Consider the following 24,590-nt stretch of genomic DNA (forward strand, 5'->3'; position numbering starts at 1 on the left):
ATATTATCGGCTATGCAACATTAATACATTGCGAACGGGCGAGAAACTGCGACGATGCTCATCGCAAGCACCAAATTCTTTCAGCGCGGCAAAGTGAGCCTCAGTTGGGTACCCCATATGTTGCGCAAAACCGTACTGTGGATGCAATTCATGCAAAGCGAGCATCTGACGATCGCGCGTGACCTTGGCCAATATCGATGCGGCTGATATAGCTGGCTCTTTAGCGTCACCTTTAACAATGGCTTCTGCGGCAATTGGAAGTTCTGGGCATCGATTACCATCAATCAAAGCTTTGTCAGGCCAAGCGCCCAAACGCGATGTCAGGTCCTCAATCGCACGACGCATGGCCAGCATGGTCGCTTGCAAAATATTCATTTCATCGATTTCCGCGGGGCTGGCCTCGCCAATTCCCCAGGCTTTTGCCTTCATCTGAATTTGCTCGAATAAATATTCACGGCGCGCTGCGGATAATTTTTTGGAGTCCCTCAATCCTTCGATAGGATTTTCCGGGTCAAGCACTACTGCGCCAGCCACTACCGCACCAGCCAACGGTCCGCGCCCCGCTTCGTCAACGCCGCACACCCAAATTAGACTCACGGTTTGGCTCGGCCTTTGCCGGCCTCAATCGTTTGAGCCACCGCTTGGGCAACCAATAATCCGGTTGGCCTGCGCAAGGTCTGGTGCATCTGCTCAAACCGAGATTTGAGTTGATTCACCTTGCTCGGGCTATTGAGCCAATCCAGCAATGCATCCGCCAATTTTGCTGGAGTGGCATCGTCCTGGAGTAATTCCGGAACAACGAATTCTCCGCACAAAATATTAGGGAGGCCCACGTAAGGCAAATAACCCTGACGTTTCATAATTTGCGCAGTGAGCCAAGGTACCTTATAAGAAATCACCATGGGTTTTTTCCATAGCGCCGCCTGCAAAGTGGCTGTGCCACTGGCAATCAGAACTACATCGGCCGCTTCCAATACGATATCGGCCTCGCCATCTAATAACTCAATATGCAACTCAGGATTTTTTTCGAGAGCTTGCTTCTTGAGATTCTCAAGTGGCGCACGCAAGCGAGGTGTTGCGATCGGAATCAGAAAATGTAGTGTCTGACCCTTCATGCGACTCGATAACTCTGCCATAGCCTCAAAAAAGATGGGGGCAATGAGTTCAATTTCGGAGCCACGACTTCCCGGTAATACGGAAACAATCGTTCCATTTAAGGAGCCATGAGAAAGATGAAGAATGCTTTCAATTTTTCGCTTCGCTTCAGAAGGGTTTGGTTCAAGTGGAATATCACTTGCTAGCGGATGACCAACATAAGCCGCATTAATGCCGGCACGCTCATAGATCTCCAGCTCAAATGGGAAGATGCAGAGCATTTTTTCAACAGCTTGCCCAATCTTTTTAATGCGCCCCGCTCTCCACGCCCAAATTGAGGGAGAAACTAAATGCAAGGTCGGAATGCCTGCTTGACGCAAAGCCAACTCCACCGCCAGATTGAAATCCGGCGCATCGATGCCCAGATACACATCAGGCCGCCCCTCACCCAGCAGGGTGGCAATCAGCTCTTTACGAAGTTTAAGAATGGCGGGAAGTTGCTTGATCGCCTCAACATAACCGCGCACACTGAGTGTTTCTATGGGCCAATCAGAACGAAGTCCTTCGGCTTGCATGCGAGGACCGCCAATTCCATAAACTTCTAGATTGGCAGTATCTGGAATTTGTTTAAGGGCACTGAGAACTGGTGCTGCCAGCAAATCCCCCGAGGGCTCACCAGCAACACAAGCTAATTTAGGCACTACCTAATCTCTATCGAATGATGCCGCGAGTAGATGCGGCAATAAAGTCATGGAACTGGGTAAGTTTTTCAGCGGTAGCGATATCAGCCGCATGAGCGAGGGCCATCTTCTGAATCCCTACCTTTGCCTCTTCAAAACTCAATCCATCTTTGTAGAGAACCTTATATGCCTGGCGCAATGCTGAAATCGTTTCACTTGAAAAACCACGACGCTTAAGACCTTCCACATTAATGCCATGCGGTGAGGCTTTATCACCCGCAGCAATCACAAACGGCGGAATATCCTGAACTAAAGCAGAGGCACCACCAAGCATGGCATGTTGGCCAATGCGCACAAACTGATGCACCCCAGACATACCGCCCATAATCGCCCAATCATTGACCTGTACATGGCCGGCAATCTGCGCGTTACTTGAAAAAATGGTGTGGTTGCCAATCTGACAATCATGAGCAATATGGACATAAGCCATGATCCAGTTGTCATTCCCAATGCGGGTAATGCCCTCATCCTGGGAGGTGCCCGTATGAATCGTAGTGAACTCGCGAATCGTGTTGCGATCGCCAATAATCAATTGCGTTGGCTCGCCGCGGTACTTCATATCTTGCGGGGCACCACCGATTGCAGCGAAGTGGGCAAAGTGATTTTCCTTACCGATCGTGGTGTAACCCTCGATGACGGTATGGGAGCCTACTTTGCTACCAGCACCAATTTTGACATTAGGTCCGATTACCGAGTAAGGGCCAATCTCAACATCGCTAGCGATCTCAGCTTTGCTATCAACTACCGCGGAAGCATGAATCCGAGTCATTACGCACCTTTCGTACGAACAGCACAAGTAATATTGGCTTCAGCAGCCAACTCTCCGTCTACTGTCGCCTGAACCTGAAACTTGTAGATACCAGCGCGCTCACGCTCTAACTTCGCAGTCATGATTAACTGATCACCCGGCAATACAGGCTTCTTAAAGCGAGCGCCATCAATGCCTGCAAAGTAGTAAATCGCATTTTCTTCCCTTACTTCCGAGAATGTCAGCAAAGCAGCAGTCTGCGCAAGCGCCTCAATAATCAATACGCCAGGCATTACTGGAAAATCGGGGAAATGGCCTTGAAAAAATGGTTCGTTCATCGTCACATTTTTAAGTGCGGTAATACTTTGGCGTGGCTCGATCTCCAAAACGCGATCTACCAATAAAAATGGATAGCGATGCGGCAATAATTTCAAGATCTGATTAATGTCGATGGCGATGGGTTTGCTCATGTATATACCTGCTTAATAAAGTTTCTAGAGTTACTGAAATGACAAATGATTATGGCGACTATTGGAACAATTTAAGAGTCTGAGCTCTTAGACTTATCCAATAAACGCAAGCGTTGACGTATTTTATCTAGGCCACGTAGGATGGCGGCATTTTTCTCCCAAGCGCCATGGGGCATTGATGGGTAGACCCCAGTGAAATGCTGCCCCGGCTCGGTAATCGAGCGAATAATCGAAGTATTGCCGGAGATGGTGGTTCTATCCGCAATAGAAAGATGGCCGGCAAAATTTGCAGCTCCGCCAACAATGCAGAAGTTGCCAATCTTGGTGCTTCCCGAGATTGCGGCACAGCCAGCAATGACACAGCAGTTACCCACAATCACGTTATGCGCAATCTGCACTTGATTGTCAATCTTGGTGCCAGCACCAATAACCGTATCACTCATGGCACCACGATCAATGGTGGTTGAGGCTCCAATTTCGACATCATTACCAATGGTCACGCCACCTGTTTGAGGAATCTTGACCCACTCTCCCCCGGCGGCCGAAAAATCAGGAGCAAAACCAAATCCATCGGCACCAATTACTGCACCGCTGTGAATAATGCAGCGCTCGCCAATGCGTACATCTGCATAAATGGAGGCATTTGGATAAAGCAAGCTGTCATTGCCAATGGTGGAATTTCTGGCCACAGCAGTATTGCCCAGCAATACTACTCGCTCGCCTAATGTCACACCTGGACCGATTTGAACAAACGGACCAATATGGCAAGAAGCAGGAACCACTGCGGAGGAATCTACAACTGCGCTTGGATGGATACCGGGCGCATAAATTGGGGCAGAAGCCTTGGCAAAAAATTGCGCCATCCTTGCGAAGGTGGCATAGGGATTTTTGGCTACAAAGTAAACCCGTTTTGAAGCATTCGCACCTGGATTTGCTTGAAGAAAATCTAAATCCGCTTGACTCAGAATCAAGCCGCCAGCAGCACTTTCGCTAGCTTGCTGACGATAGAGCGGATTAGAAAGAAAGGATATTTGGCTCGATTGGGCACGCTCGAGAGGTGCGAGACCCTGAAGCGCGAGGGAGCCGTCCCCCACCAAGCTTACTTGAAACTGTTCGGCCAGCTCGATGGCGGTGGGCATAAAACTTACTTGAGGCTATTCAAAGCCTTGATGACATCATCAGTAACGTCCACCTTTGGATTGGCGTACGCTGGATCTTGAATAATGACATCAATTTTTCTTTGGTCGGCGATTTGCTTGAGTGCTTGGTTTGCTTTTTCAGCAATCTTCGCGCGCTCTTCAAAGTTTCTTTGATTTAGGTCTTCCGTGTATTCACGTTGCTTACGTTGTAGTTCGCGATCTTGATCAGCCAGCTCGCGTTGACGACGAACGCGATCCGCTTCGGACATTACCGCTGAATCACGATCCAACTTTTCAGCAGCGGCTTTAATCTTTTCAGCGCTAGTGCGAATTTCATTCTGACGCTTCATGAATTCATTTTGGAGTTTAGTCTGGCTCGCTTTGGCCATATTTGACTCGTTGAATACTTTCTCAACATTAACTGCGGCTACGCGTGTTCCAGCATCTTGCGCGAACGCCTGTGGCAATGCGATGGCTGTAGAAAAAGCGATTAAGCCGAACTGAATCCACTTAGAAGATTGACGAAGCTTCATAAAACTTTCCTTAAACAATTAAAACGCTGTACCGACTTGGAACTGCAAACGCTGGACATTATCCGTTGGCAACGATTTGATCGGAATACCATAGCTGAACTTTAATGGACCCAGCGGTGATATCCATGATAAACCCAAGCCATAAGAATATCGCAATACTAGATTGATATTGCTTCCAAAGGCATTACCACCGTCCACGAATCCAAATACCCGCAGCGTCTTATCAACCCCGGAGCCAGGGACTGGTACTGTGTACTCAACATTGGTGACGATCTTAGATTGACCACCAGTAGGCTGATAAGTACCGGTATAGGTATTGAAATAGGTAGGGCCCAATGATCCAGGTGCATAGCCACGAACTGAACCGATACCGCCAACATAGTAGTTTTTGGTAATCGGGAATGGATTATTTCCATAGGCTTGGCTGTAACCCACCTCACCATTAAAGGACAAGATATTGGCCTTTGAGAATGAGTGGTACTTTTGATACTGCCCATAAGCTCGATAGAAAGTCATATTTCCCACTGGAGTGCCAACCTCGCCACTCAACTGCTGCAGGGATCCGCTAGATGGAATCAAGGCGCTATCACGGCCATCGCGAGACCAACCTACCGTCAGTGGAACGTTATACGTATTTAATGTTGCAGGGTAGCCTGGCGCTGGAACGCCATAACTCTGCATATAAGTTAAGTATGGAGTTGGTGTATTAATACTGGATTGAATCTGGAAGGCCTCAACACCAGTGCCAAAGAAAATTCTATCTACTTCAGTATAGGGAACACCAAATTTAATGTTCGAACCAACGGATTTGATTTGGTAATCAGGGTCGCCAACGTAATACAGCGGCTTTGAAGAACGGTAGTACAAATCGGTAAAGCGACTGATACCCTCTTCCGTGAAATAAGGATCGTAGTTAGATAAGGTCAAGTTTTGATTGATCTTACCTAAAGACATATTGATACCCACTGCGGTACCAGTACCAAAAGCATTCTCTTGGTTAATACCGGCCGACAGAATCAATTTTTCAGTAGACGAGAAGCCAGCACCAATTGTCACAGCACCGGTTGGCTTTTCAGTTACCTTCACATTGACGTCAACCTGGTCAGGAGATCCTGGAACATCTTGCGTAGTAACGTCAGTCTCTGTGAAATACCCTAAACGACCCAAGCGCTTTTTGGACAAATCAATCTTGTCACTATCGAACCAAGAGCTCTCAAACTGGCGCATCTCGCGACGAATTACCATGTCGCGGGTCTTTGCGTTACCGCTCACATTCACTTGACGCACATAGACGCGACGACCTGGATCTACCACCAAAGTCAAATCCACTTCACTGAGTTCACGACGAATATCGGGCTGTGGATTAATCGTCGCAAAGGCATATCCATAGGAGCCCAAAATCTCGGCAATCGCCTTGGTGCTCTCCGTTAACTTTGCAGAAGAGAATGTATCGCCTGGCTTTAAGCTTACCAACTGAATTAATTCAGCCTCTTTGCCCAAAAGCTCGCCAGCTAAACGCACATCTTTTACTGTGAACTTATTACCTTCACGAATACTGATAGTGAGATAGATCCCTTTTTTATCTGGCGTAATCGACACCTGAGTGGACTCGATTACAAACTCAAGATAACCCCGATTCAGGTAATAAGAACGAATATTCTCCAAGTCAGCTGTTAGCTTTTGCTTAGAGTAGAGATTGTCTTTGCTGTACCAAGACAACCAACCGCCCGTCTTGAGCTGCATCTCGCTTCTCAGAGTGCTTTCACTAAAGACATTATTACCAATGAAGTTGATTTCTTGAATCTTCGCAACCGGGCCTTCATCCACATTGAAATACACGGCCACCTGATTGCGCTCAACTGGAGTCACTGTTGCGACAATCTCAGCCGCGTACATGCCTTTACCGACATAAGCGCGCTTTAATTCCTGCTCCGCCTTATCAATCAAAGCCTTGTCGTAAAAACGCGCCTCCGCAACCCCAACAGCCTTGAGGGACTTTCGAATGTTTTCCTGCTCAAATTCTTTCATCCCGGTAAATTCAATACGGGAGATAGTTGGCCGCTCTTCAACAATCACAATTAAGACATTACCCTGCGCCTGAATCTGCACATCACGGAAAAATCCGGTGGTATATAAGGCCTTAATTGCCTCAGCGCCCTTCTCTTCCGTAAAAGTATCCCCAACCTGCACTGGCAAGTAACTAAATACCGTGCCGGGCTCCACACGCTGTAGGCCTTCGACACGAATGTCTTTAATGACAAAGGAATCTGTCGCTTGAGCGTTCACACAAAAGCCTGCCGCAATAATCAGAGCAGCTTGTGCAACAAATCGGGAAAAGGTGCGAAAAGAGGGGGTCAGAAAATTCAAGGCGAAAGGTAGCGTTGCAAATCGTTAAACAAGGCTAGCAAGGAAAGGGAAATCAATAACAAAAAACCCACTTTTTGGAGCTTTTCCTGCATTGAAACCGAAATTCGCTTTCCAGCAACCAACTCCCATGCATCATACAGGAGCTGACCCCCATCGAGCATTGGCAAGGGCGCCAAATTTAAGAGTCCAATACTGATGCTCATGAGGGCCAAAAATGCCACAAATGGTTGCCACCCTACCTGGGCTGACTTTCCAGCCATATCAGCAATACTGAGTGGGCCGCCAAGCTGTTTTAAGGTGGTTTTTCCAGTAAAAAGACCCATCATGAGCCTCCCAGAAACCTTGGTAACGAGATAGACCCTTTGGGCAGCAAAAGCTACGGCATATAAAGGGCTCAATTTAAGCTCAGACCACTCTGCTGGCGGGGTAACCTGGGGAATCACCCCCAGAGCCTGAAAAGGGTCGGATTCAGGGCGAATATGCGGTAAATCCGCCCGATCAAATCTTTTGACCAAACGGGAGCCCGTGGAACTCTCAATCTCCAGGGCGAAACCTTCTTCTCCGCTCAGAGCATCCAACAAGAGCCAACGCAAAGCGTTCCAACTGGGGACCACATCAAATTCCCCAATAACGGGGTTACCACTGCGATCATCAGAGAGGTATTTCCAGCCGATAACCTGATCACCCACAACTACACCCAACTTCGCCGCAACCGAATGCTCGGGAGGCGCCTGGAGTCGGGCAGGCAACTGAGGTACGCCGCTGACATAAATAAGGGCAAACAGCATGACGGCCAAAAAGAAATTGGCAAACGGGCCAGCCGCTACGATCAAGGAGCGCTGCCAAAGTGGCTTGCCATCAAAAGACTGAGGTCGCTCGCTAGCATTGATCGATTGCTGACTATCTCGGGCGTCTAGCAGCTTTACATAACCGCCCAATGGAATGGGTGCGATCACCCACTCGGTCCCATTGTGGGCTCGGTAAGTAAAAAGAGGCTTTCCAAACCCTAAGGCAAAGCGCAGAACCTTGACACCACACAAGCGTGCTGCCAAAAAATGTCCATACTCATGAAAGCTCACCAACACGCCAAGCGTGACCAAAAATGCAGCAAGAGTAATCAAGGCTTGCACTAAAACAATCTCATCACTTGAAGTTGCGAATGCACTGACGGGCCATATCACGCGCACGCGCATCTACATCCAGGATCAGCTCCAGAGAGCTGGCAGCGATAGGCTCAAGCGCGCTGAGAGTGCGCTCAACCACCTCAGAAATTCTTAAGTAAGGAAGGCCCTCATCTAGAAACGCCGCCACAGCAATTTCATTGGCAGCATTTAAAACAGTCGGGGCCGTGCCACCCGCTTTGGCCGCTGCAAATGCCAAACTCAAGCAGGGGAATTGAGAAAAATTAGGCTCAGTAAAACTGAGGCTAGCTAATTGAGTGAGATTTAAATTAGGGACTCCCGCATCAATTCGCTCGGGCCATGCCAAACCATAGGCAATTGGTGTGCGCATATCAGGCTGACCCATCTGCGCCAAGACCGAACCGTCACGATAGCGAACCATGGAATGAACTACGCTTTGCGGATGAATCAATACCTTGATTCTTTCTAAAGGCAGTCCAAAGAGCCAGAAGGCCTCAATGACTTCGAGACCTTTATTCATCATCGTTGCGGAATCTACTGAAATCTTACGGCCCATGACCCAATTAGGATGAGCGCATGCTTGCTCCGGTGTAATCGTTGCAAGCCCTGCAATCGGCTTATCTCTAAACGGCCCTCCTGAGGCAGTCAACCAAAGCTCTTCTACGCCCAAATGCGCTGATGGCGATTTTGTAAAGTGATCAGGCAAACATTGAAAGATCGCATTATGTTCGCTATCTATCGGCAGTAACTCTCCCCCACCCGACTGCATAGCTTGCATAAAGAGATTGCCTGACATGACCAAGGCCTCCTTATTTGCCAGCAATACCCTTTTGCCAGCTTGCGCCGCTGCCATGGTTGGAACTAAGCCAGCTGCACCAACAATGGCCGCCATCACCGTATCGCAACCGGACTCCATCACAGCAGTGACTAAAGCGTCCGGGCCATAAAGCACCTGAGTGGAAATGCTCTTTGCCTGCAAAAGACGACTGAGCTGGGCCGCACCTTCTGCATTAGCAACCACAGCTATTGCGGGCTTAAATTCGATACATTGCTCAGCAAGGCGTTCAATTTGTTTTGCGGCAGTGAGGGCAACGATCTCAAAGCGATCTGGATGGGCGCGAATGACATCGAGCGTATTAACCCCGATAGATCCCGTCGACCCAAGAATAGCAACCCGCTTCATAGCCATCAGACGAATCCAGCAAGTAAGGCAGCAATCGGCATAGTGGGAAGCAAAGCATCGACGCGATCCAATACGCCACCGTGACCAGGCAATAAATGACTACTGTCCTTCACTCCAGCCAAACGCTTTAATTGCGATTCAAATAAATCACCGAAGATGCTAAAGGCGGTTAAAACCGTCACCATCAAGAACATCGGAACCCAACCAAACCGAATGGCCCAGGCTCCAAACAAAGTATCTCCAAGCGGCAGATACAGAACACATAAGAATGCGTAACCGTAACAGAGCAACAATCCACCTACCGCACCTTCAATCGACTTTCCTGGGCTAATTTGCGCTGCCAACTTATGCTTACCAAATGCTTTACCAACAAAGTAAGCGCCGATATCGGCAACCCATACCAACGCCATGCTGGACAACAAAAATACTAAGCCCAACTCACGCAAGAAAACCAAGGCAAACCATGTGGCAGGAAGGATGATGAGGCCTAGAATACTGTAGAAAGGTCGCAATTTTTGTAAAGAGAGATTCATTCCTTTTGCCAACACAAATGGCGCAACAAAAAACCAAAATAGCGCAGCCATGGTCAGCAATGAAAATTGCCACGACACCGCTTGCATGCCCAGTAAAAACAAAATAATTACAAGGCAAAATAAGGCGTATAGCCAAGCAGCTAATTTAGCCTCAGGAGCAAGAATACAACTCCACTCCCAAGCGCCAGCGACTAAAGCGAGCAAAAAGAATGCGCCCAAATAAAACGGTGGGAGAAAAAATAAAATAGGCAAAAGCACCGCCAACAAAATAGTGGCGGTAATGATTCGAGTTTTTAGCATATAAGTAGGAAGGTTGAGCGCTTAAACAGCATCGCTCATGGTCTGGGATGCAAGTTGTGCACTGGTTCGTCCAAAACGACGCTCACGCTGGCTAAACCAATCAAATGCTTTATGTAATTCAGCCTCATCAAAATCGGGCCAAAGCACATCAGTGAAATACAACTCCGTATAAGCCAGTTGCCACAACAAAAAATTGCTGACGCGTTGCTCGCCACCCGTGCGAATAAATAAATCCGGCTCCGGAGCGTAAGACATGGATAAATAGGATTGAAGTAATTCCTCTGAGACATCCTCAGGCTTTAACCCTGGGTTGGCAGCTAAACACTGGCGCATTGCCTGCAAGATATCCCAGCGCCCACCATAGTTGGCGGCGATCGTAAAAGTCAAACCCTTGCATCCGGCGGTTTTTTCTTCCGAGAACTGAACCATCTCCTGAATGGCGGAGTCAAAGCGACTTAAGTCGCCAATCAGACGCAGCGAGATATCGTTTTCGGCTAAGCGGGATACTTCACTTTTTAAAGACTTTAAAAACAACTTCATGAGAAAGCCCACCTCTTCCGGCGGGCGACGCCAATTCTCAGAGCTAAAGGCAAAAACAGTAAGGTACTCAACACCTAAGCGGCGACATTCTTGAACGATTTTTCGAACGGCACCTAGACCTTCTGAGTGTCCTGCCACACGGGGCATAAAACGCTTACTAGCCCAACGACCGTTGCCATCCATGATGATGGCAACGTGCCGAGGAATAGCGCTGACCTCCGGAACAACTAAGGTAGAGCTAGCGTGCTGAGTCATAAAGCGAATAATGAAAAATTAATCCGACGATTAAACCGTCATGATCTCTTTTTCTTTTTCAGAAACGATCTTATCAATCTCTACTACCGCACGATCCGTCATCTTCTGAATTTCATCAGTAGCACGACGCTCTTCATCCTCAGAAATTTCTTTATCTTTAGTGAGTCGCTTTAAGTGCTCGTTTGCATCACGGCGCAAATTACGCACTGCAATTTTGGTATCCTCGCCTTCGTTCTTAACAACCTTCGTTAAATCACGACGACGCTCTTCAGTTAAAGCTGGCATTGGTACGCGAATGACGGTACCTTGTGATGCTGGGTTCAAACCTAAGTCAGAATCACGAATCGCCTTCTCAACTACGGCAACCATGGTTTTTTCAAATGGCTGAACATTAATGGTTCTAGCATCAGCCAAACCCAAGCTGGCTACCTGGCTTAGTGGCGTAGGATTGCCGTAGTAATCCACCTGAATGTGCTCCAAAATTCCTGGATTAGCACGTCCAGAACGAATCTTTGCGAGATTAGTCTTCAGAGCCTCAAGCGACTTCTGCATCTTTTGATCGGTTGTAGTTTTAATTTCTGCTGCGGACATCAGGCCTCCTATTAAACGTGTACTAAGGTACCTTCAGACTCACCCTGAACCACACGCATTAATGCGCCTGGCTTGAGAATCGAAAATACTTTAATGGGTAATTTACGGTCACGACACAATGCGAATGCAGTGGCGTCCATAACCTGTAAGTTTTTGATGATGGCTTCATCAAAAGTAATTGTTTTATATAAAGTAGCGGCAGGATCTTTTACCGGATCAGCACTATAGATACCGTCTACCTTAGTAGCTTTAAGCACAATCTCCACACCCATCTCCGCGCCACGCAATGCAGCGGCAGTATCAGTTGTAAAGAAGGGGTTGCCTGTGCCTGCCGCGAAAATAACAACTTTACCTTCGCTTAGTGCGCGGATGGCGCGAGGACGAATGTAAGGCTCAACCACCTGGTCCATTCTCAAGGCTGACTGCACTCGAGCCTCTACGCCTTTTTGACGCAAAGCATCTTGTAGGGCCAATGAATTCATCATGGTGGCAAGCATACCCATGTAATCAGCAGTTGCGCGATCCATACCTGCGGCACCACCAGCCACTCCGCGGAAAATGTTTCCGCCGCCAATCACGATTGCCAACTCAACGCCGTTGTTGACTACATCGGCAATTTCTTTAACCATCGAATCAATGGTGACTGGATTAATGCCGAAAGCATCATCCCCCATAAGGGCTTCACCAGAGAGTTTTAAGAGAACACGTTTGTAGGCTGGCATCGTTTTATTTTCCGTAATTTGCCAAGCAATTTTCTCGCTTAGCTTATTGATCTCAAAGTACTTTTTAATATCTTGCCCGAATTATAAAGGGCTTGGCACAGATCAAACAAAAGGGCATAGAAACCGAGGTTTCTATGCCCTTTTGGGGATTGCGGCCTTACTGGGCGGACCCAGTCAGCTAGGGGCGAATTAAGCGCCTTTAGCAGCAGCTACTTGAGCAGCAACTTCAGCAGCAAAGTCGTCTTGACGCTTCTCAATGCCCTCGCCTACAACAAACATGGTGAAACCTTTGATTGTTGTATTTGCAGCCTTGAGCATTTGCTCAACAGTTTGCTTGTCGTTTTTAACGAAAGTTTGATTCAACAAAGAAACCTCTTTGAGGTATTTCTGAATAGAACCTTCAACCATCTTCTCAACGATTTCAGCAGGCTTGCCAGATTCAGCGGCCTTTTGAACAGCAACACTACGTTCAATCGCAATAGATTCAGCAGGAACATCAGCCATAGACAAAGCCACTGGCTTCATTGCAGCAATATGCATTGCTACATCTTTAGCTGCAGTCTCGTCACCTTCGAACTCAACCATCACGCCGATACGAGTGCCGTGGAGATAAGCAACCAATTTGTTGCTACCAGCAAAACGCTTGAAACGACGTGGCATGATGTTCTCGCCAATCTTACCGATCAACGCGCTACGAACTTCATCTACCGTTTGACCATTGAGTGGCAATGCGAGCAATGCAGCAACGTCAGCCGGATTCTTTTCAGCGATCAACTGTGCGCACTCTTGTGTGAATGCCAAGAAGTCATCGTTCTTAGAAACGAAATCAGTTTCACAGTTCACTTCCAACAAAGCACCAGTAGTGCCGTCGATAGATGAAGCAACGATACCTTCAGCCGTTACACGAGAAGCGGCCTTACCGGCCTTGCTACCAAGCTTTACACGCAGAATCTCTTCTGCACGAGCCATATCACCATCAGCCTCAGTCAGAGCTTTTTTGCACTCCATCATCGGAGCATCAGTCTTGGCGCGTAAATCGCCAACCATTGCAGCGGTAATAGCGGCCATTATTCAGCTTTCCCTTCTTCAACAAACTCTTCTTCGCCTTCTTTAACGGCGGTCAAGATTTCTTGAACTGAATTTGCTTTGCCTTCGAGGATTGCATCAGCAATGCCACGCGCATAGAGGGTTACAGCCTTGCTTGAGTCATCGTTACCAGGAATGATGTAATCAACACCTTCTGGTGAGTGGTTGGTATCAACCACAGCGATAACAGGAATACCAAGCTTGTTAGCTTCAGTAATAGCAATCTTGTGGTAGCCAACGTCCACTACGAAAATCGCATCAGGAACGCCGTTCAAATCTTGAATACCGCCAAGCGCTTTTTGCAACTTGTCGAGATCGCGATCGTTAGTCAAGGCTTCTTTCTTAGAAAGCTTTTCCCAATCGCCAGCTTCTTTAGCAACTGCCATGTCCTTCAAACGCTTGAGGGAACCTTTAACAGTTTTGAAGTTTGTGAGCGTACCGCCCAACCAACGGCTGTCGATGTAAGGCATACCAGCACGAGCAGCTTCTTCAGCAATGATCTCGCGTGATTGACGCTTTGTACCAACAAACAAGATAGTTCCACGATTAGCAGCAACTTGTTTTGCGAATTTCAGGGCGTCCTGAAACATTGGCAATGTTTTTTCCAAGTTGATGATGTGAATTTTGTTGCGATGACCGAAAATATAAGGGGCCATCTTTGGGGACCAGAAGCGAGTTTGGTGACCAAAATGGCAACCGGCTTCCAGCATTTGACGCATAGTTACTGACATAACTTCTCCTAAGGGTTGGTTCTAAAGTTGAGTCCTAGCTGCGCTAAAAAACGCCACCCTGGAAGGCTCAACTCGCGATTTCAAGTCCAAAATAGACATGAGACTGAAATTATAGCTTAAATATCAATCACCTAGACCCCCTCCCCCCGGCCCTCTTGAACAAAACCCACCTTGAAATACCTCTAAATAGGCTAACTGCCCAATATTTAAGCATTGCAATCCTGCTAAAAACTCCCAAGTCGTTGATAATCAAGGCATGAATAGTGTATTTACCGCCGAAAAAGACATCCAAGGGATGCGCGAAGCTGGCCGCTTAGCCAGTGAAGTTCTCGATCATGTAGCGCCCCACGTCAAGGCGGGGATTAGCACTGGTGAGCTGGACCGCATTTGCCATGAATATATGCGCGATGTGCAAAAGACCATTCCAGCTCCGTTGAACTATCAACCTCCTGGCTACCCACCCTTCCCGGCCTCCATCTGCACCTCGGTAAATGATGTGATCTGTCACGGCATTCCAGGAGAGAAAATCCTCAAGACAGGTGATGTGGTCAATTTGGATATCACCGTTATCACTCCGGATGGCTACTATGGCGATACCAGTCGTATGTTCATGGTTGGCGAAGCCTCTGTACTCGCAAAACGTCTGACCCAAATTACTTTTGAATGTATGTGGCTCGGCATTGCACAGGTGAAGCCAGGCGCATCCCTAGGTGACATTGGTCACGTTATTCAAACCCATGCTGAAAATGCTGGCTACTCTGTGGTGCGTGAGTATTGCGGACACGGTATTGGCAAAGTATTTCATCAGGACCCGCAGATTCTTCACTATGGTCGCCCCGGCACTGGTGAAAAACTAAAAGAAGGCATGACCTTCACCATTGAGCCAATGATTAATGCGGGCAAGCGAGATATTCGCACGATGCCCGATCAATGGACCGTGAAGACCAAAGACCGCAGCCTCTCCGCGCAATGGGAACACACGCTCTTGGTAACAGCCACCGGCGTAGAAGTGCTCACCTGGTCAGAAGGCAGCAACCCTCCTCCGGATTGCGTCAAAGGCCTTTCTTTTAGACCAAACCTAGTTAACGCTTAAGTATTTAGAGCGCAATGCCTCAATCATCATCAGGCTTGAAACCCATTGTAGACATTGCTAGCTTGAGAGCCGCGCGCGAATTAGCCTACTCGGAGTTCCGCGAACACCAAGTTGTTGGCAGACTAACTAAACAACTTAGTAAGTTAAGCGATGAACTCCTCATTAGCCTCTGGAGTTCTTGTGATCTAAAGTCGGATGCCGCGCTTGTTGCGGTAGGTGGCTTTGGTCGCGGAGCACTATTCCCCTATTCAGATATTGATATTCTGATTTTGTTGCCCGAGGACAAGCAGTTCTTTGAAGCAGTATTAGCCGCAAAGATAGAGAAATTTGTCGCGCAATGCTGGGACACTGGCCTCGAGATTGGCTCCTCTGTTCGAACAGTGGCTGAGTGTGCCTCCGAGGCAGAGCAAGATATTACGGTACGCACTTCCCTATTGGAATCGCGCCTGATCTGTGGCAAGAAGTCGCTCTTTAAGGAATTTGAGTCGACTTATGAAAAGACTTTAGATCCAAAGTCATTCTTTCAAGCCAAGTTAGCAGAGCAAATTCAGCGCCACTATAAATATCAAGATACGCCCTACTCGTTAGAGCCAAACTGCAAAGAGAGTCCCGGCGGTTTACGAGATTTACAAGTGATCTCATGGGTAAGTAAAGCAGCCCACTTAGGTAGTACTTTTAAAGACCTCAATCTTGCGGGTCTGATAACCCAACGCGAATTAACTGAACTCAATCGCAATCAACGTTTCCTAGAAACCTTGCGTGCTAATTTGCATTTACTCGCCAAACGGAGACAAGATGTATTGGCATTTGATTTGCAAGCCCCGCTTGCTGCGGCAATGGGAGTCCATGAAGATTCGTCAAGATTGGCTAGTGAAGCCATCATGCGTCGTTACTATTGGGCAGCCAAAGCGGTTACTCAATTAAATGATGTCTTGCTACAAAATATTGAGGCGCTACTCTTTCCCCAAGAATCTAAAACAACGCATGCTATTGCAGGCGAGGGAAATGAATGCTTTATCGAGCGTCAAGGCGTTTTAGATATTACCGATCCACAGTTATTTCAGAAGCATCCAGAGCAAATTCTGCGGACCTTCTTGGTCTTTGCACAAACGGCAAACGTAAAGAGCTTGTCCGCCACCATTTTTAGAGCGCTCTATAACGCTCGCCAAAAGATGGATAGCAAATGGCGCAAAGATCCAGTGAATCGTGCTTTATTTATTCAGATTCTGAAAGAGCCTGAGGGAGTCAGTCGCGCATTCCAGCTCATGAATCGCTCTAGCGTTCTTGGTCGCTATCTTCCAGCCTTCAGAAAAATTGTTGGCCAGATGCAGCATGACTTATTTCATGTGTATACGGTTGATCAGCACATCTTGATGGTTCTGCGCAATATTCGCCGCTTTATGGTTGTCGAATATACCCATGAGTTTCCTTTTTGCAGTAGCTTGATTGCCCATTTTGAAAAGCCTTGGCTTCTCGTGATTGCCGCACTCTTCCATGACATTGCCAAAGGACGCGGTGGAGATCACTCCGAACTTGGTAAAGCGGATATGCGCAAGTTCGCCAAAGACCATGGCCTAGATAAAGCAGATACTGAATTGCTGATATGGCTGGTGGCAGAGCACTTGAACATGAGCCAAGTGGCTCAGAAGCAAGACATCACGGATCCAGATGTGGTGAAGGCTTTTGCTAAGAAGGTGGGTGATGAGCGTCATCTCACAGCCCTATATTTACTGACCGTTGCCGATGTCCGTGGAACGAGCCCAAAAGTATGGAATGCCTGGAAAGGCAAACTACTAGAAGATCTCTATCGCGCCACTCTGCGTGTTTTAGGTGGCGCAAAACCTGATGCCTCATCTGAGCTAGCCCAACATCAGGAAGAATCGCGCGCTAAGTTACGTCTTTACGGTATTGAAGATTCGGCTTATGAGAATCTGTGGAAGCAGCTAGATGTCGCCTTTTTCTTGCGCCAAGATGCGGCTGATATTGCCTGGTTGACTCGCCACCTATTTAACAAAGTAGATAGTGAAACGCCGGTAGTTCGCGCTCGCCTTTCTCCAGTTGGCGAGGGCTTGCAGATTGCTGTCTATGTAAAAGACCAAGAAGATTTATTTGCCAGAATTTGCGCCTACTTTGAACGTCATGGCTTCTCCATTTGGGATGCCCGCATTCACACTACAAGACATGGCTATGCGCTGGACACCTTCCAAATCTCAGGAAGTAATCTAGTGGATGAAGGTGGAAGCTATCGCGATCTTATCCAGCTGGTGGAGTATGAGCTGACCGCCGCACTACAAAACAATGATCCGTTGCCAGCGCCGAGCATGGGACGCCTCTCAAGACAATCTCGCATCTTCCCGATTCAGCCACGGATACACATGATTCCAGACGAGCGCGGTCATTACTACGCACTCTCACTTTCAGCAAGCGACCGCACTGGACTGCTCTATGCGATCTCTAGAGTTCTGGCCAAGCATCATGTTTCCCTTCATACCGCCCGCATTAATACTTTGGGCGAGCGAGTGGAAGACGTCTTCCTTTTGGATGCAGCCAACTTAAGTAAGAACCCGAAACTACAAATTTTGCTAGAGACGGATTTATTAGAGGCTCTAGGAGCTTAAGCTAGCAAACTCAGCATAGCAGCTTCATCAATGACTGGCACGCCTAACTCTTCGGCTTTAGTGAGCTTACTACCCGCATCCGAACCGGCTACTACGTAGTCTGTTTTCTTGGAGACTGAGCCGGCTACTTTGGCGCCCGCTTTTTCAAGAAGGTCTTTTGCCTCGTCGCGCGTCATTGTTGGGAATGTACCCGTGAGCACAAAGGTTTTTCCAGCGACTGCGGCGCTAATGACTTTTTCTTCTACGGAGAGCTGCATACCAGAGGCGAGCAGTTGCTCGATTACCTCACGGTTATGCGCCTCTTCCATAAAGCTAGTGATCGAATCCGCAACAACTGGGCCAACATCTTTTACCGTGAGGAGATCGTCCTGGCTAGCATCCATCAGAGCATGCATGGATCGATAGTGATTTGCCAGATCTTTGGCGGTGGTTTCACCCACATGCCGAATACCTAAGGCAAAAATAAATCTCGCCAAGGTCGTATTTCTAGATTGATTAATTGCAGCAATAAGATTGTCTGCAGACTTTTCACCCATGCGCTCCAGATTGGCTAAGGCAGTGAAACCTAAGCGATAGAGATCAGCTGGCGTTCTTACTAAATTCTGATCTACCAGTTGATCAACAATCTTCTCGCCTAAACCTTCAATATCCAAAGCACGTCTATGGGCAAAATGAATTAATGCTTGTTTGCGCTGTGCGCCACAGAATAAGCCGCCACTACAACGCGCTACAGCCTCATCGGCCAAACGCTCAATATGAGAGTCACATACCGGACAACGCCTTGGCATAGTGAACTCGATTGCATCTGCGGGTCTACGCTCTTTGACCACAGATACGACCTCGGGAATCACATCGCCCGCCCTACGAACCGAGACGGTATCGCCAATGCGGACATCCTTACGCCTTACTTCGTCTTCATTATGCAAAGTGGCATTTGTCACAGTGACACCGCCCACCTCGACTGGGGCCAATCTAGCAACTGGCGTAATTGCGCCAGTGCGTCCCACTTGCACATCAATACCAAGAACGGTTGTTAGAGCTTCTTGAGCAGGAAATTTATGGGCCAAGGCAAACCGTGGCGCCCTTGAAACAAAGCCCAATTTAGCCTGCTCAGCAAATGAATTAACTTTGTACACCACGCCATCGATGTCATATGGCAATGAATCCCTTTTTGCGCCGACTTCGTTGTAAAACGCCAAGATCTCTTGGACCGATCGCAGGACTCTGCGCTCCGAGCAAACAGGCAGCCCTAGGTTTACATAGGCGTTAAGGAGTTCTTCATGAGTGGCCGGTAGCCAAGACTGCGGTTCTAGTGCACCCAAACCATAAGCGAAGAATGAAAGCGGTCGCTTGGCGGTGATCTTAGAATCCAACTGTCGTAAACTGCCTGCAGCCGCATTACGAGGATTAGCAAACTCCTTCTCGCCTTGAGCGGCAGCTTGCGCATTCATTTTCTGGAAGTCTTTGAGATACATGAAGACCTCACCACGCACTTCCAGCACCACAGGAATATCTTTTCCAGTCAATTTGAGTGGAATTGCGCGGATGGTTTTAATGTTGGCCGTGACATCTTCACCGCTCGCACCATCCCCACGCGTTGCAGCCCGGACTAAAGTACCCTGCTCATAACGAAGGGATATCGCCAAACCATCAAACTTGAGCTCGCCAGCGTAATCGACTTGTTCTAGATGCAAGCCCTCACGACAACGGCGATCAAATGCAATTAACTCCGCATCCTCAAAAGCATTGTTCAAGGACAGCATTGGAACAGCGTGCGTAACAGAATCAAATTCCTTGAGGGCAGCACCACCCACCCTCTGAGACAGTGAATCGGCTGTGATCCACTCAGGATGAGCAGCCTCAATCTCCAATAGCTCACGATATAAGCGATCATATTCACTGTCAGGAACTATTGGATTATCTAGAACGTAATAGGCATGCTCTAAACGTGCCAGTTCAGATTGCAAGAATGCATAGCGATCCGCTAAATCTGTCGGACTATTAAACGACAAAGTAATTCCTTAGCTAAAGAGTCTGCTGGCGGTAGAAGAGCCAGCTGGAACACCGCCCTTCTCAAGAGTAGCGTAGAGAACATCTAAGTGCTGGCGGATGCTAATTACGGCAGCCTCAGTCAGATTAATACCACTGTCATCTACCAAGCGTCCATGGGCAGATTGCGCAATCTCAATGCCTTCGCCCAACATACGCTCAAAAGCACGCTCTTCATGAGCCACCAATGGCACTTCCAATAAAAGGGTGACTTGCTTAACTGGCTTATTGGGATCTAACTCCGCACTGGTAAAAATGAATACGCCATTACTCAGGAACTCATAAGCACGACCATTGCGAGATAACTTAAACCCACGCTGACGCATGAGGGCATCAAAATTAGCCCATGGATACGCCTCATCAAAGAGAACATTAATACTCAACTGAATATCGCTCTCAGCAGCCATAGCATCTAATTCTTTGGCGCTTTCCAGCATGGTGTTCACGCTCGGCATATCAATCTGCGAACCCAGCGTTTCAGCAAGCGCCTGAGCTCGAGAACAAAAATCGGAGAGCTCTAAAACTCCAATGGCACCACGACGACTCGCCAATTGAATGGCCAACTGCAACTCAGAATAAGAGGCATCTGCACGCAAAGCCTCCCAATCCTCGGCCGTATCTACATCTGCATTTAAACCTTCACACATCCAGCGGGCCGAAGAAGAAACAGTCTCAGCTACCCAAGCATTGATTTCTTCCAAAATTTCAGCGCCACTGATTGCCTGATCAAAACGGAGGGTGATAACGCAATCAATTCTGGGGTCAATAGAAAAAATTTCAGGCTCAGCCGCTACCGGAAGGCTGATGTCACCGAAAGAAGGTTCTGCGCGCTCATTGGACTCTACAAAACCCTGGCCAAAGGAAGGCTCACGAGCAAACCGATCTTCAGCAGAAAATTCACCGGCAGCTCTTGCCTTGCGACGCGCACGAGCATATTTAAAGTTGAGCATCACCACTGATATTAAGATCAGCAGGCCAATAACAGCCAAAGCAAACTGCAAGTCAGACAAACCCAATGCTGTCATGATTTGCTCTAAATCCACTTAAGCTGCCTCCACCATAGATACCGCAGAAGAAATATCCACTGCAACAATGCGGGATACACCCTGCTCTTGCATGGTGACACCAATCAGTTGATGTGCAATTTCCATGGTGATCTTGTTATGTGAGATGAAAACGAATTGCGTCTTATCTGACATTTTGGCAACCATCTGCGCATAGCGCAAGGTATTCGCATCATCCAACGGCGCATCCACCTCATCAAGCAAGCAGAATGGAGCTGGATTCAACAAGAAGAGAGAGAAGACCAAAGCGATCGCAGTCAAGGCCTTTTCACCGCCGGACAAGAGATAAATCGAGCTATTTTTCTTGCCAGGTGGCTGGGCCATTACCTGAACACCAGCATCTAAAATCTCTTCACCAGTCATCACCAGTTCAGCATGACCGCCACCAAAGAGTTCTGGGAATAGTTTTCCGAAATGGGTATTGACTTGGTCGAAAGTACCTTGCAAGAGGTCTCGAGTCTCCGCATCAATCTTCGCAATCGCGTCCGTCAAGGTTTGCATTGCTTCGTTCAAGTCGGCAGATTGCGCATCCAAGAATTGCTTGCGCTCACGTGAACTAGACAACTCATCGAGAGCTGCCATATTGACCGGGCCCAAAGACTGAATCTCTGAGTTGAGACGATTCACTTCTGTCTGTAGCGCGCCTACTTTGAGGTCAGGGCTAAAGCTGGCTTCTAGGGCACTTAAATCCGCCTCGGCGTCAGACAACAATGTAGCAAATTGCTCAAAATTCAAGCGGGCAGCCTGTTCGCGCAATTGCAAATCGACCACTTTGTCACGCATCGGCTGAAGGCTACGCTCAATTTGCAAGCGAGCCTCATCGGCCTCACGCAATTGATGCAAGAGTGCATCTTGTTCCGTACGAGCATTTGCCAGCGCTGCTTCGCGGGCACTGCGAGCCAATAGCAAGCCTTGTAACTTATCTTGAGCCTCATCATCGCTGAGAGTTTCAAGCTCTTGTTCTGAAGTAGCCCGCTTATCCTGAATCTCCATGATCTGCACACGCGCAGTGCTTTGATCGCGTTGCAAGTCAGCAATTCGCTGTTGCAATGAGCGCGTTGCAAATGCGGCCTCCTGGGCTGACATCTCAGAAGAGCGTAAAGATTCACGCAAGCGATCGCGCTCTTGCGTAGCTAACTCTAATTTTTCTTGAGCAAGTGCTAAGCTTTCTTGAAGACCTTGTTTGCTCTCTTCAGATTGAGCTAACTCTTCAGCAGATTGCTCTTGAGTTTGCTTTAACTGCTCGATCTGCTGACGTAGTTCGCTTAACTCAGCCTGAATTTGCTCAGCGCGTTGACTGTATTTTTCCTCGGCCTGAGTGAGCTGCATTCTTTCCACTTCAAAGCCATGCACTTCTTGCACTGCCTGCTCAGCAGCAATCCGAGTTTGCTCAGCAGCCTGGTGAGCCGCTTGGTAGTTAGCAACACATTGATCCAGCTCGCCTTGCAACTCACTCTGAATCAAACGCTGCGCACGTAACTGCTTCTCAAGCCCTTCCATCTCTTGAGCGCGCGCCAACATACCGGCTTGCTCAGAATCAGCTGCATATAACTGGACGCCAACACGGCTAACCAGGTGACCTTGTTGAGTTACTAAGGCGCCGCCTGCGGGTAATTTCTCACGACGATGCAAAGCATCTTCCAGGCTATTGGCGATGTAAATATTGTCTAACCACTCTTGCAACACCGCAGAAACACGAGGTGCGCCCGCACTTTGTACGCGCGTAAGCAAGGGCACAAAATCCGCAGGCACAGTGGTATGCGCAGGGGAGATTTCTTCGGTCAATAAAATAGCTAAGCGACTTGGTGGCGCATCATTAGCTAAAGTGAGAGTTTCTTGAACGCTCTTTGCTGTGACGGCAGCCAAACGTTCACGCAGGACGGACTCCAAAGCCGCTTCCCAGCCACTCTCCACTTTGAGCTCTTGCCATAGACGCTTGCTCTCTTTTAAACCCTTACTCTCAAGCCATGGACCAATTTTGCCTTGGGCCTGCACGCTGGCCTGCAAAGCAGTTAATGCCGTCAATTTGGCTTCGGTTTGGGCTAACTCTTGGTTAGCAACCTGGATCTGTTGTTGCGCGGTATTTCGAGCCTCATCAGCAGCGGGCACGCGTTGTTGCGCCTCTCCTGCTTTTTGTCTTGCCTCATCCACTTTGCGTTGCGCCATGGCATGACGGTCAATCGCCATTTGCAATGCTTCAGCATCGGGACGACGCATTCCTGCGAGCTCTGCTTCAAGACGTGTATCGCGCCCCTTCAATTCCTCTAATTGAGTAGTGATTGCTCTAAGGCGCTCACCCAAGCTTGCCAAACGCTGATCGATTGTGGCGAGGTTTTCGCGCGCATCATTGAGTTCGCGCACATTGACTTGATAGGCTTCTTCACGACTTGGCATCTGCTCTTGCAAGCCAGCCAAATCAGCCAATAAAGTTTGCTCCTTCTCCGCAGCCAAACTCAGCTCATGTTCAGCCGTGCGCTGAGCCTGTGCGGCGTCTGTCTCTTGAACTGTCCAGCGCTGTAATTGAGCCTGCAAATCTTGCGACTGCTGTTGCAAACGTTGACGCGCTTCTTGCACATAACGAATCTGAGACTCCACCTGACTGACATCGGCGTTGGTTTGATACAAATCGCCTTGCGCTTGAGAGACTTTGTCCTGCAATGCGTACTGCTCTGTACGCATCGTTTCTAATTCGGTTTCAGCATGGCGCATTTTTGCGGTCTGCTCTTCGAGGTTTACCTGAGTATCGCGAATGCCGTTGGCATGGCGCTCCTGCTCTTTGCCAGCCTCAGTCTGACGTACAAACCAGAGTAACTGTTGCTGCGACTTCATTTCAGTAGAAAGCTCTGCATGACGCTCGGCCACTGTTGCCTGCTTCTCTAAACGAGTCAACTGTTGATCCAGCTCACGCAAGATATCTTCAACACGCACCAAATTCTCTTTCGTGTCTTCAAGGCGTGAAGCAGTTTCTTTGCGTCGCTCTTTGTATTTAGATACGCCGGCAGCTTCCTCTAGGAAAACACGCAACTCTTCTGGTTTAGCCTCTAAGATGCGATTAATAGTTCCTTGACCAATAATCGCGTAACCTCTTGGACCCATACCAGTACCCAAGAAAATATCTTGAATATCTTTGCGGCGAACCACTTGGTTATTGACGTAATAACTGGAATTGCCGTCACGAGTTAAAACGCGTTTTACACCCAATTCTGTAAATGCACTCCACTGCCCCTGAGCGCGACCATCTGAATTATCAAAAATGAGTTCAACGCTGGCACGACCAGATGGCTTACGTAAACCCGAACCGTTAAAAATAACGTCTTGCATAGACTCGCCACGCAACTCACTCGCGCGGGATTCACCCAAAACCCAACGTACAGCGTCAATAATGTTCGATTTTCCGCAACCGTTAGGGCCTACAACACCGATCAATTGACCTGGCATTTCAAAATGGGTTGGATCGACGAACGACTTAAAGCCGGAAAGTTTGATGGATTTCAGTTGCACGGCGTACTTTGCAGGGAAAAAAGGGGTTCAAATAAAGGGGGTAAAAATTAATACTAAAGTGGGAAGATGATAGCAAGCTTAGGGCTCCCC

20 protein-coding genes are annotated in these 24,590 nt (G+C 48.2%); 2 read left to right on the plus strand and 18 right to left on the minus strand.

Annotation, left to right across the window (positions count from 1 at the left end; all coding sequences use genetic code 11):
* Nucleotides 1-3: 3 nt before the first annotated feature.
* The 15 genes from rnhB to rpsB all read right to left on the minus strand — a co-directional run bounded on the left by rnhB (nucleotide 4) and on the right by rpsB (nucleotide 14,175).
* Nucleotides 4-597 (minus strand): ribonuclease HII, encoded by a 594-nt coding sequence (rnhB, locus tag FD960_RS06685; protein WP_215298081.1) that lies wholly within the window; start codon nucleotides 595-597, stop codon nucleotides 4-6.
* On the minus strand, nucleotides 594-1,796 hold the full coding sequence (gene lpxB / locus FD960_RS06690) for a lipid-A-disaccharide synthase (RefSeq protein ID WP_215298082.1): 1,203 nt from the start codon (nucleotides 1,794-1,796) through the stop codon (nucleotides 594-596). Before lpxB ends, rnhB begins: the two co-directional genes overlap by 4 nt.
* Nucleotides 1,797-1,806: 10 nt before the next feature.
* Nucleotides 1,807-2,604, minus strand: a complete 798-nt coding sequence (lpxA, locus tag FD960_RS06695) for an acyl-ACP--UDP-N-acetylglucosamine O-acyltransferase (RefSeq protein ID WP_215298084.1) — start codon at nucleotides 2,602-2,604, stop codon at nucleotides 1,807-1,809.
* A complete protein-coding gene (gene fabZ / locus FD960_RS06700; protein WP_015421422.1) occupies nucleotides 2,604-3,053 on the minus strand; it encodes a 3-hydroxyacyl-ACP dehydratase FabZ in 450 nt (149 codons plus the stop codon). Before fabZ ends, lpxA begins: the two co-directional genes overlap by 1 nt.
* 71 nt (nucleotides 3,054-3,124) lie before the next feature.
* On the minus strand, nucleotides 3,125-4,192 hold the full coding sequence (gene lpxD / locus FD960_RS06705) for a UDP-3-O-(3-hydroxymyristoyl)glucosamine N-acyltransferase (RefSeq protein WP_215298086.1): 1,068 nt from the start codon (nucleotides 4,190-4,192) through the stop codon (nucleotides 3,125-3,127).
* Between the two features lie 5 nt (nucleotides 4,193-4,197).
* Nucleotides 4,198-4,725, minus strand: a complete 528-nt coding sequence (locus tag FD960_RS06710) for an OmpH family outer membrane protein (protein WP_215298088.1) — start codon at nucleotides 4,723-4,725, stop codon at nucleotides 4,198-4,200.
* Between the two features lie 18 nt (nucleotides 4,726-4,743).
* On the minus strand, nucleotides 4,744-7,092 hold the full coding sequence (gene bamA / locus FD960_RS06715; RefSeq protein ID WP_215298090.1) for an outer membrane protein assembly factor BamA: 2,349 nt from the start codon (nucleotides 7,090-7,092) through the stop codon (nucleotides 4,744-4,746).
* A complete protein-coding gene (locus FD960_RS06720) occupies nucleotides 7,089-8,279 on the minus strand; it encodes an RIP metalloprotease (RefSeq protein ID WP_251369762.1) in 1,191 nt (396 codons plus the stop codon). Before FD960_RS06720 ends, bamA begins: the two co-directional genes overlap by 4 nt.
* Complete coding sequence (ispC, locus tag FD960_RS06725) at nucleotides 8,236-9,417, minus strand: 1-deoxy-D-xylulose-5-phosphate reductoisomerase (protein WP_215300629.1); 1,182 nt, start codon at nucleotides 9,415-9,417, stop codon at nucleotides 8,236-8,238. Before ispC ends, FD960_RS06720 begins: the two co-directional genes overlap by 44 nt.
* Nucleotides 9,418-9,422: 5 nt before the next feature.
* Complete coding sequence (locus FD960_RS06730; RefSeq protein ID WP_215298092.1) at nucleotides 9,423-10,250, minus strand: phosphatidate cytidylyltransferase; 828 nt, start codon at nucleotides 10,248-10,250, stop codon at nucleotides 9,423-9,425.
* 21 nt (nucleotides 10,251-10,271) lie between these two features.
* Nucleotides 10,272-11,045: an isoprenyl transferase gene (locus FD960_RS06735; RefSeq protein WP_215298094.1), complete on the minus strand. Its 774-nt coding sequence runs from the start codon at nucleotides 11,043-11,045 to the stop codon at nucleotides 10,272-10,274.
* Between the two features lie 30 nt (nucleotides 11,046-11,075).
* Nucleotides 11,076-11,636 (minus strand): ribosome recycling factor, encoded by a 561-nt coding sequence (frr, locus tag FD960_RS06740; protein WP_215298096.1) that lies wholly within the window; start codon nucleotides 11,634-11,636, stop codon nucleotides 11,076-11,078.
* Between the two features lie 11 nt (nucleotides 11,637-11,647).
* A complete protein-coding gene (gene pyrH, locus FD960_RS06745) occupies nucleotides 11,648-12,358 on the minus strand; it encodes a UMP kinase (RefSeq protein WP_215298098.1) in 711 nt (236 codons plus the stop codon).
* 189 nt (nucleotides 12,359-12,547) lie between these two features.
* On the minus strand, nucleotides 12,548-13,426 hold the full coding sequence (gene tsf, locus FD960_RS06750) for a translation elongation factor Ts (RefSeq protein WP_215298099.1): 879 nt from the start codon (nucleotides 13,424-13,426) through the stop codon (nucleotides 12,548-12,550).
* Complete coding sequence (gene rpsB / locus FD960_RS06755; protein ID WP_062309220.1) at nucleotides 13,426-14,175, minus strand: 30S ribosomal protein S2; 750 nt, start codon at nucleotides 14,173-14,175, stop codon at nucleotides 13,426-13,428. Before rpsB ends, tsf begins: the two co-directional genes overlap by 1 nt.
* Nucleotides 14,176-14,431: 256 nt before the next feature.
* Between rpsB and map the strand changes: the two genes are divergently transcribed.
* Nucleotides 14,432-15,268, plus strand: a complete 837-nt coding sequence (gene map / locus FD960_RS06760) for a type I methionyl aminopeptidase (protein ID WP_215298101.1) — start codon at nucleotides 14,432-14,434, stop codon at nucleotides 15,266-15,268.
* 14 nt (nucleotides 15,269-15,282) lie between these two features.
* Nucleotides 15,283-17,886 (plus strand): [protein-PII] uridylyltransferase, encoded by a 2,604-nt coding sequence (locus FD960_RS06765; RefSeq protein WP_215298103.1) that lies wholly within the window; start codon nucleotides 15,283-15,285, stop codon nucleotides 17,884-17,886.
* Here the strand turns inward: FD960_RS06765 and ligA are convergent.
* Genes ligA through smc form a run of 3 tightly spaced genes read right to left on the minus strand, consistent with a single transcriptional unit; the run spans nucleotide 17,883 to nucleotide 24,500 of the window.
* Nucleotides 17,883-19,898, minus strand: a complete 2,016-nt coding sequence (ligA, locus tag FD960_RS06770) for an NAD-dependent DNA ligase LigA (RefSeq protein ID WP_215298105.1) — start codon at nucleotides 19,896-19,898, stop codon at nucleotides 17,883-17,885. The genes FD960_RS06765 and ligA overlap by 4 nt on opposite strands.
* A 9-nt stretch (nucleotides 19,899-19,907) precedes the next feature.
* Entirely contained in the window at nucleotides 19,908-20,960 is a 1,053-nt protein-coding gene (locus FD960_RS06775) for a cell division protein ZipA C-terminal FtsZ-binding domain-containing protein (RefSeq protein WP_215298107.1), read from the minus strand.
* Between the two features lie 18 nt (nucleotides 20,961-20,978).
* Nucleotides 20,979-24,500, minus strand: a complete 3,522-nt coding sequence (smc, locus tag FD960_RS06780) for a chromosome segregation protein SMC (RefSeq protein WP_215298109.1) — start codon at nucleotides 24,498-24,500, stop codon at nucleotides 20,979-20,981.
* Nucleotides 24,501-24,590 lie beyond the last annotated feature (90 nt).

Origin of the sequence: Polynucleobacter sp. AP-Nino-20-G2, from assembly GCF_018688235.1 — a bacterium.
Lineage (GTDB): Bacteria > Pseudomonadota > Gammaproteobacteria > Burkholderiales > Burkholderiaceae > Polynucleobacter.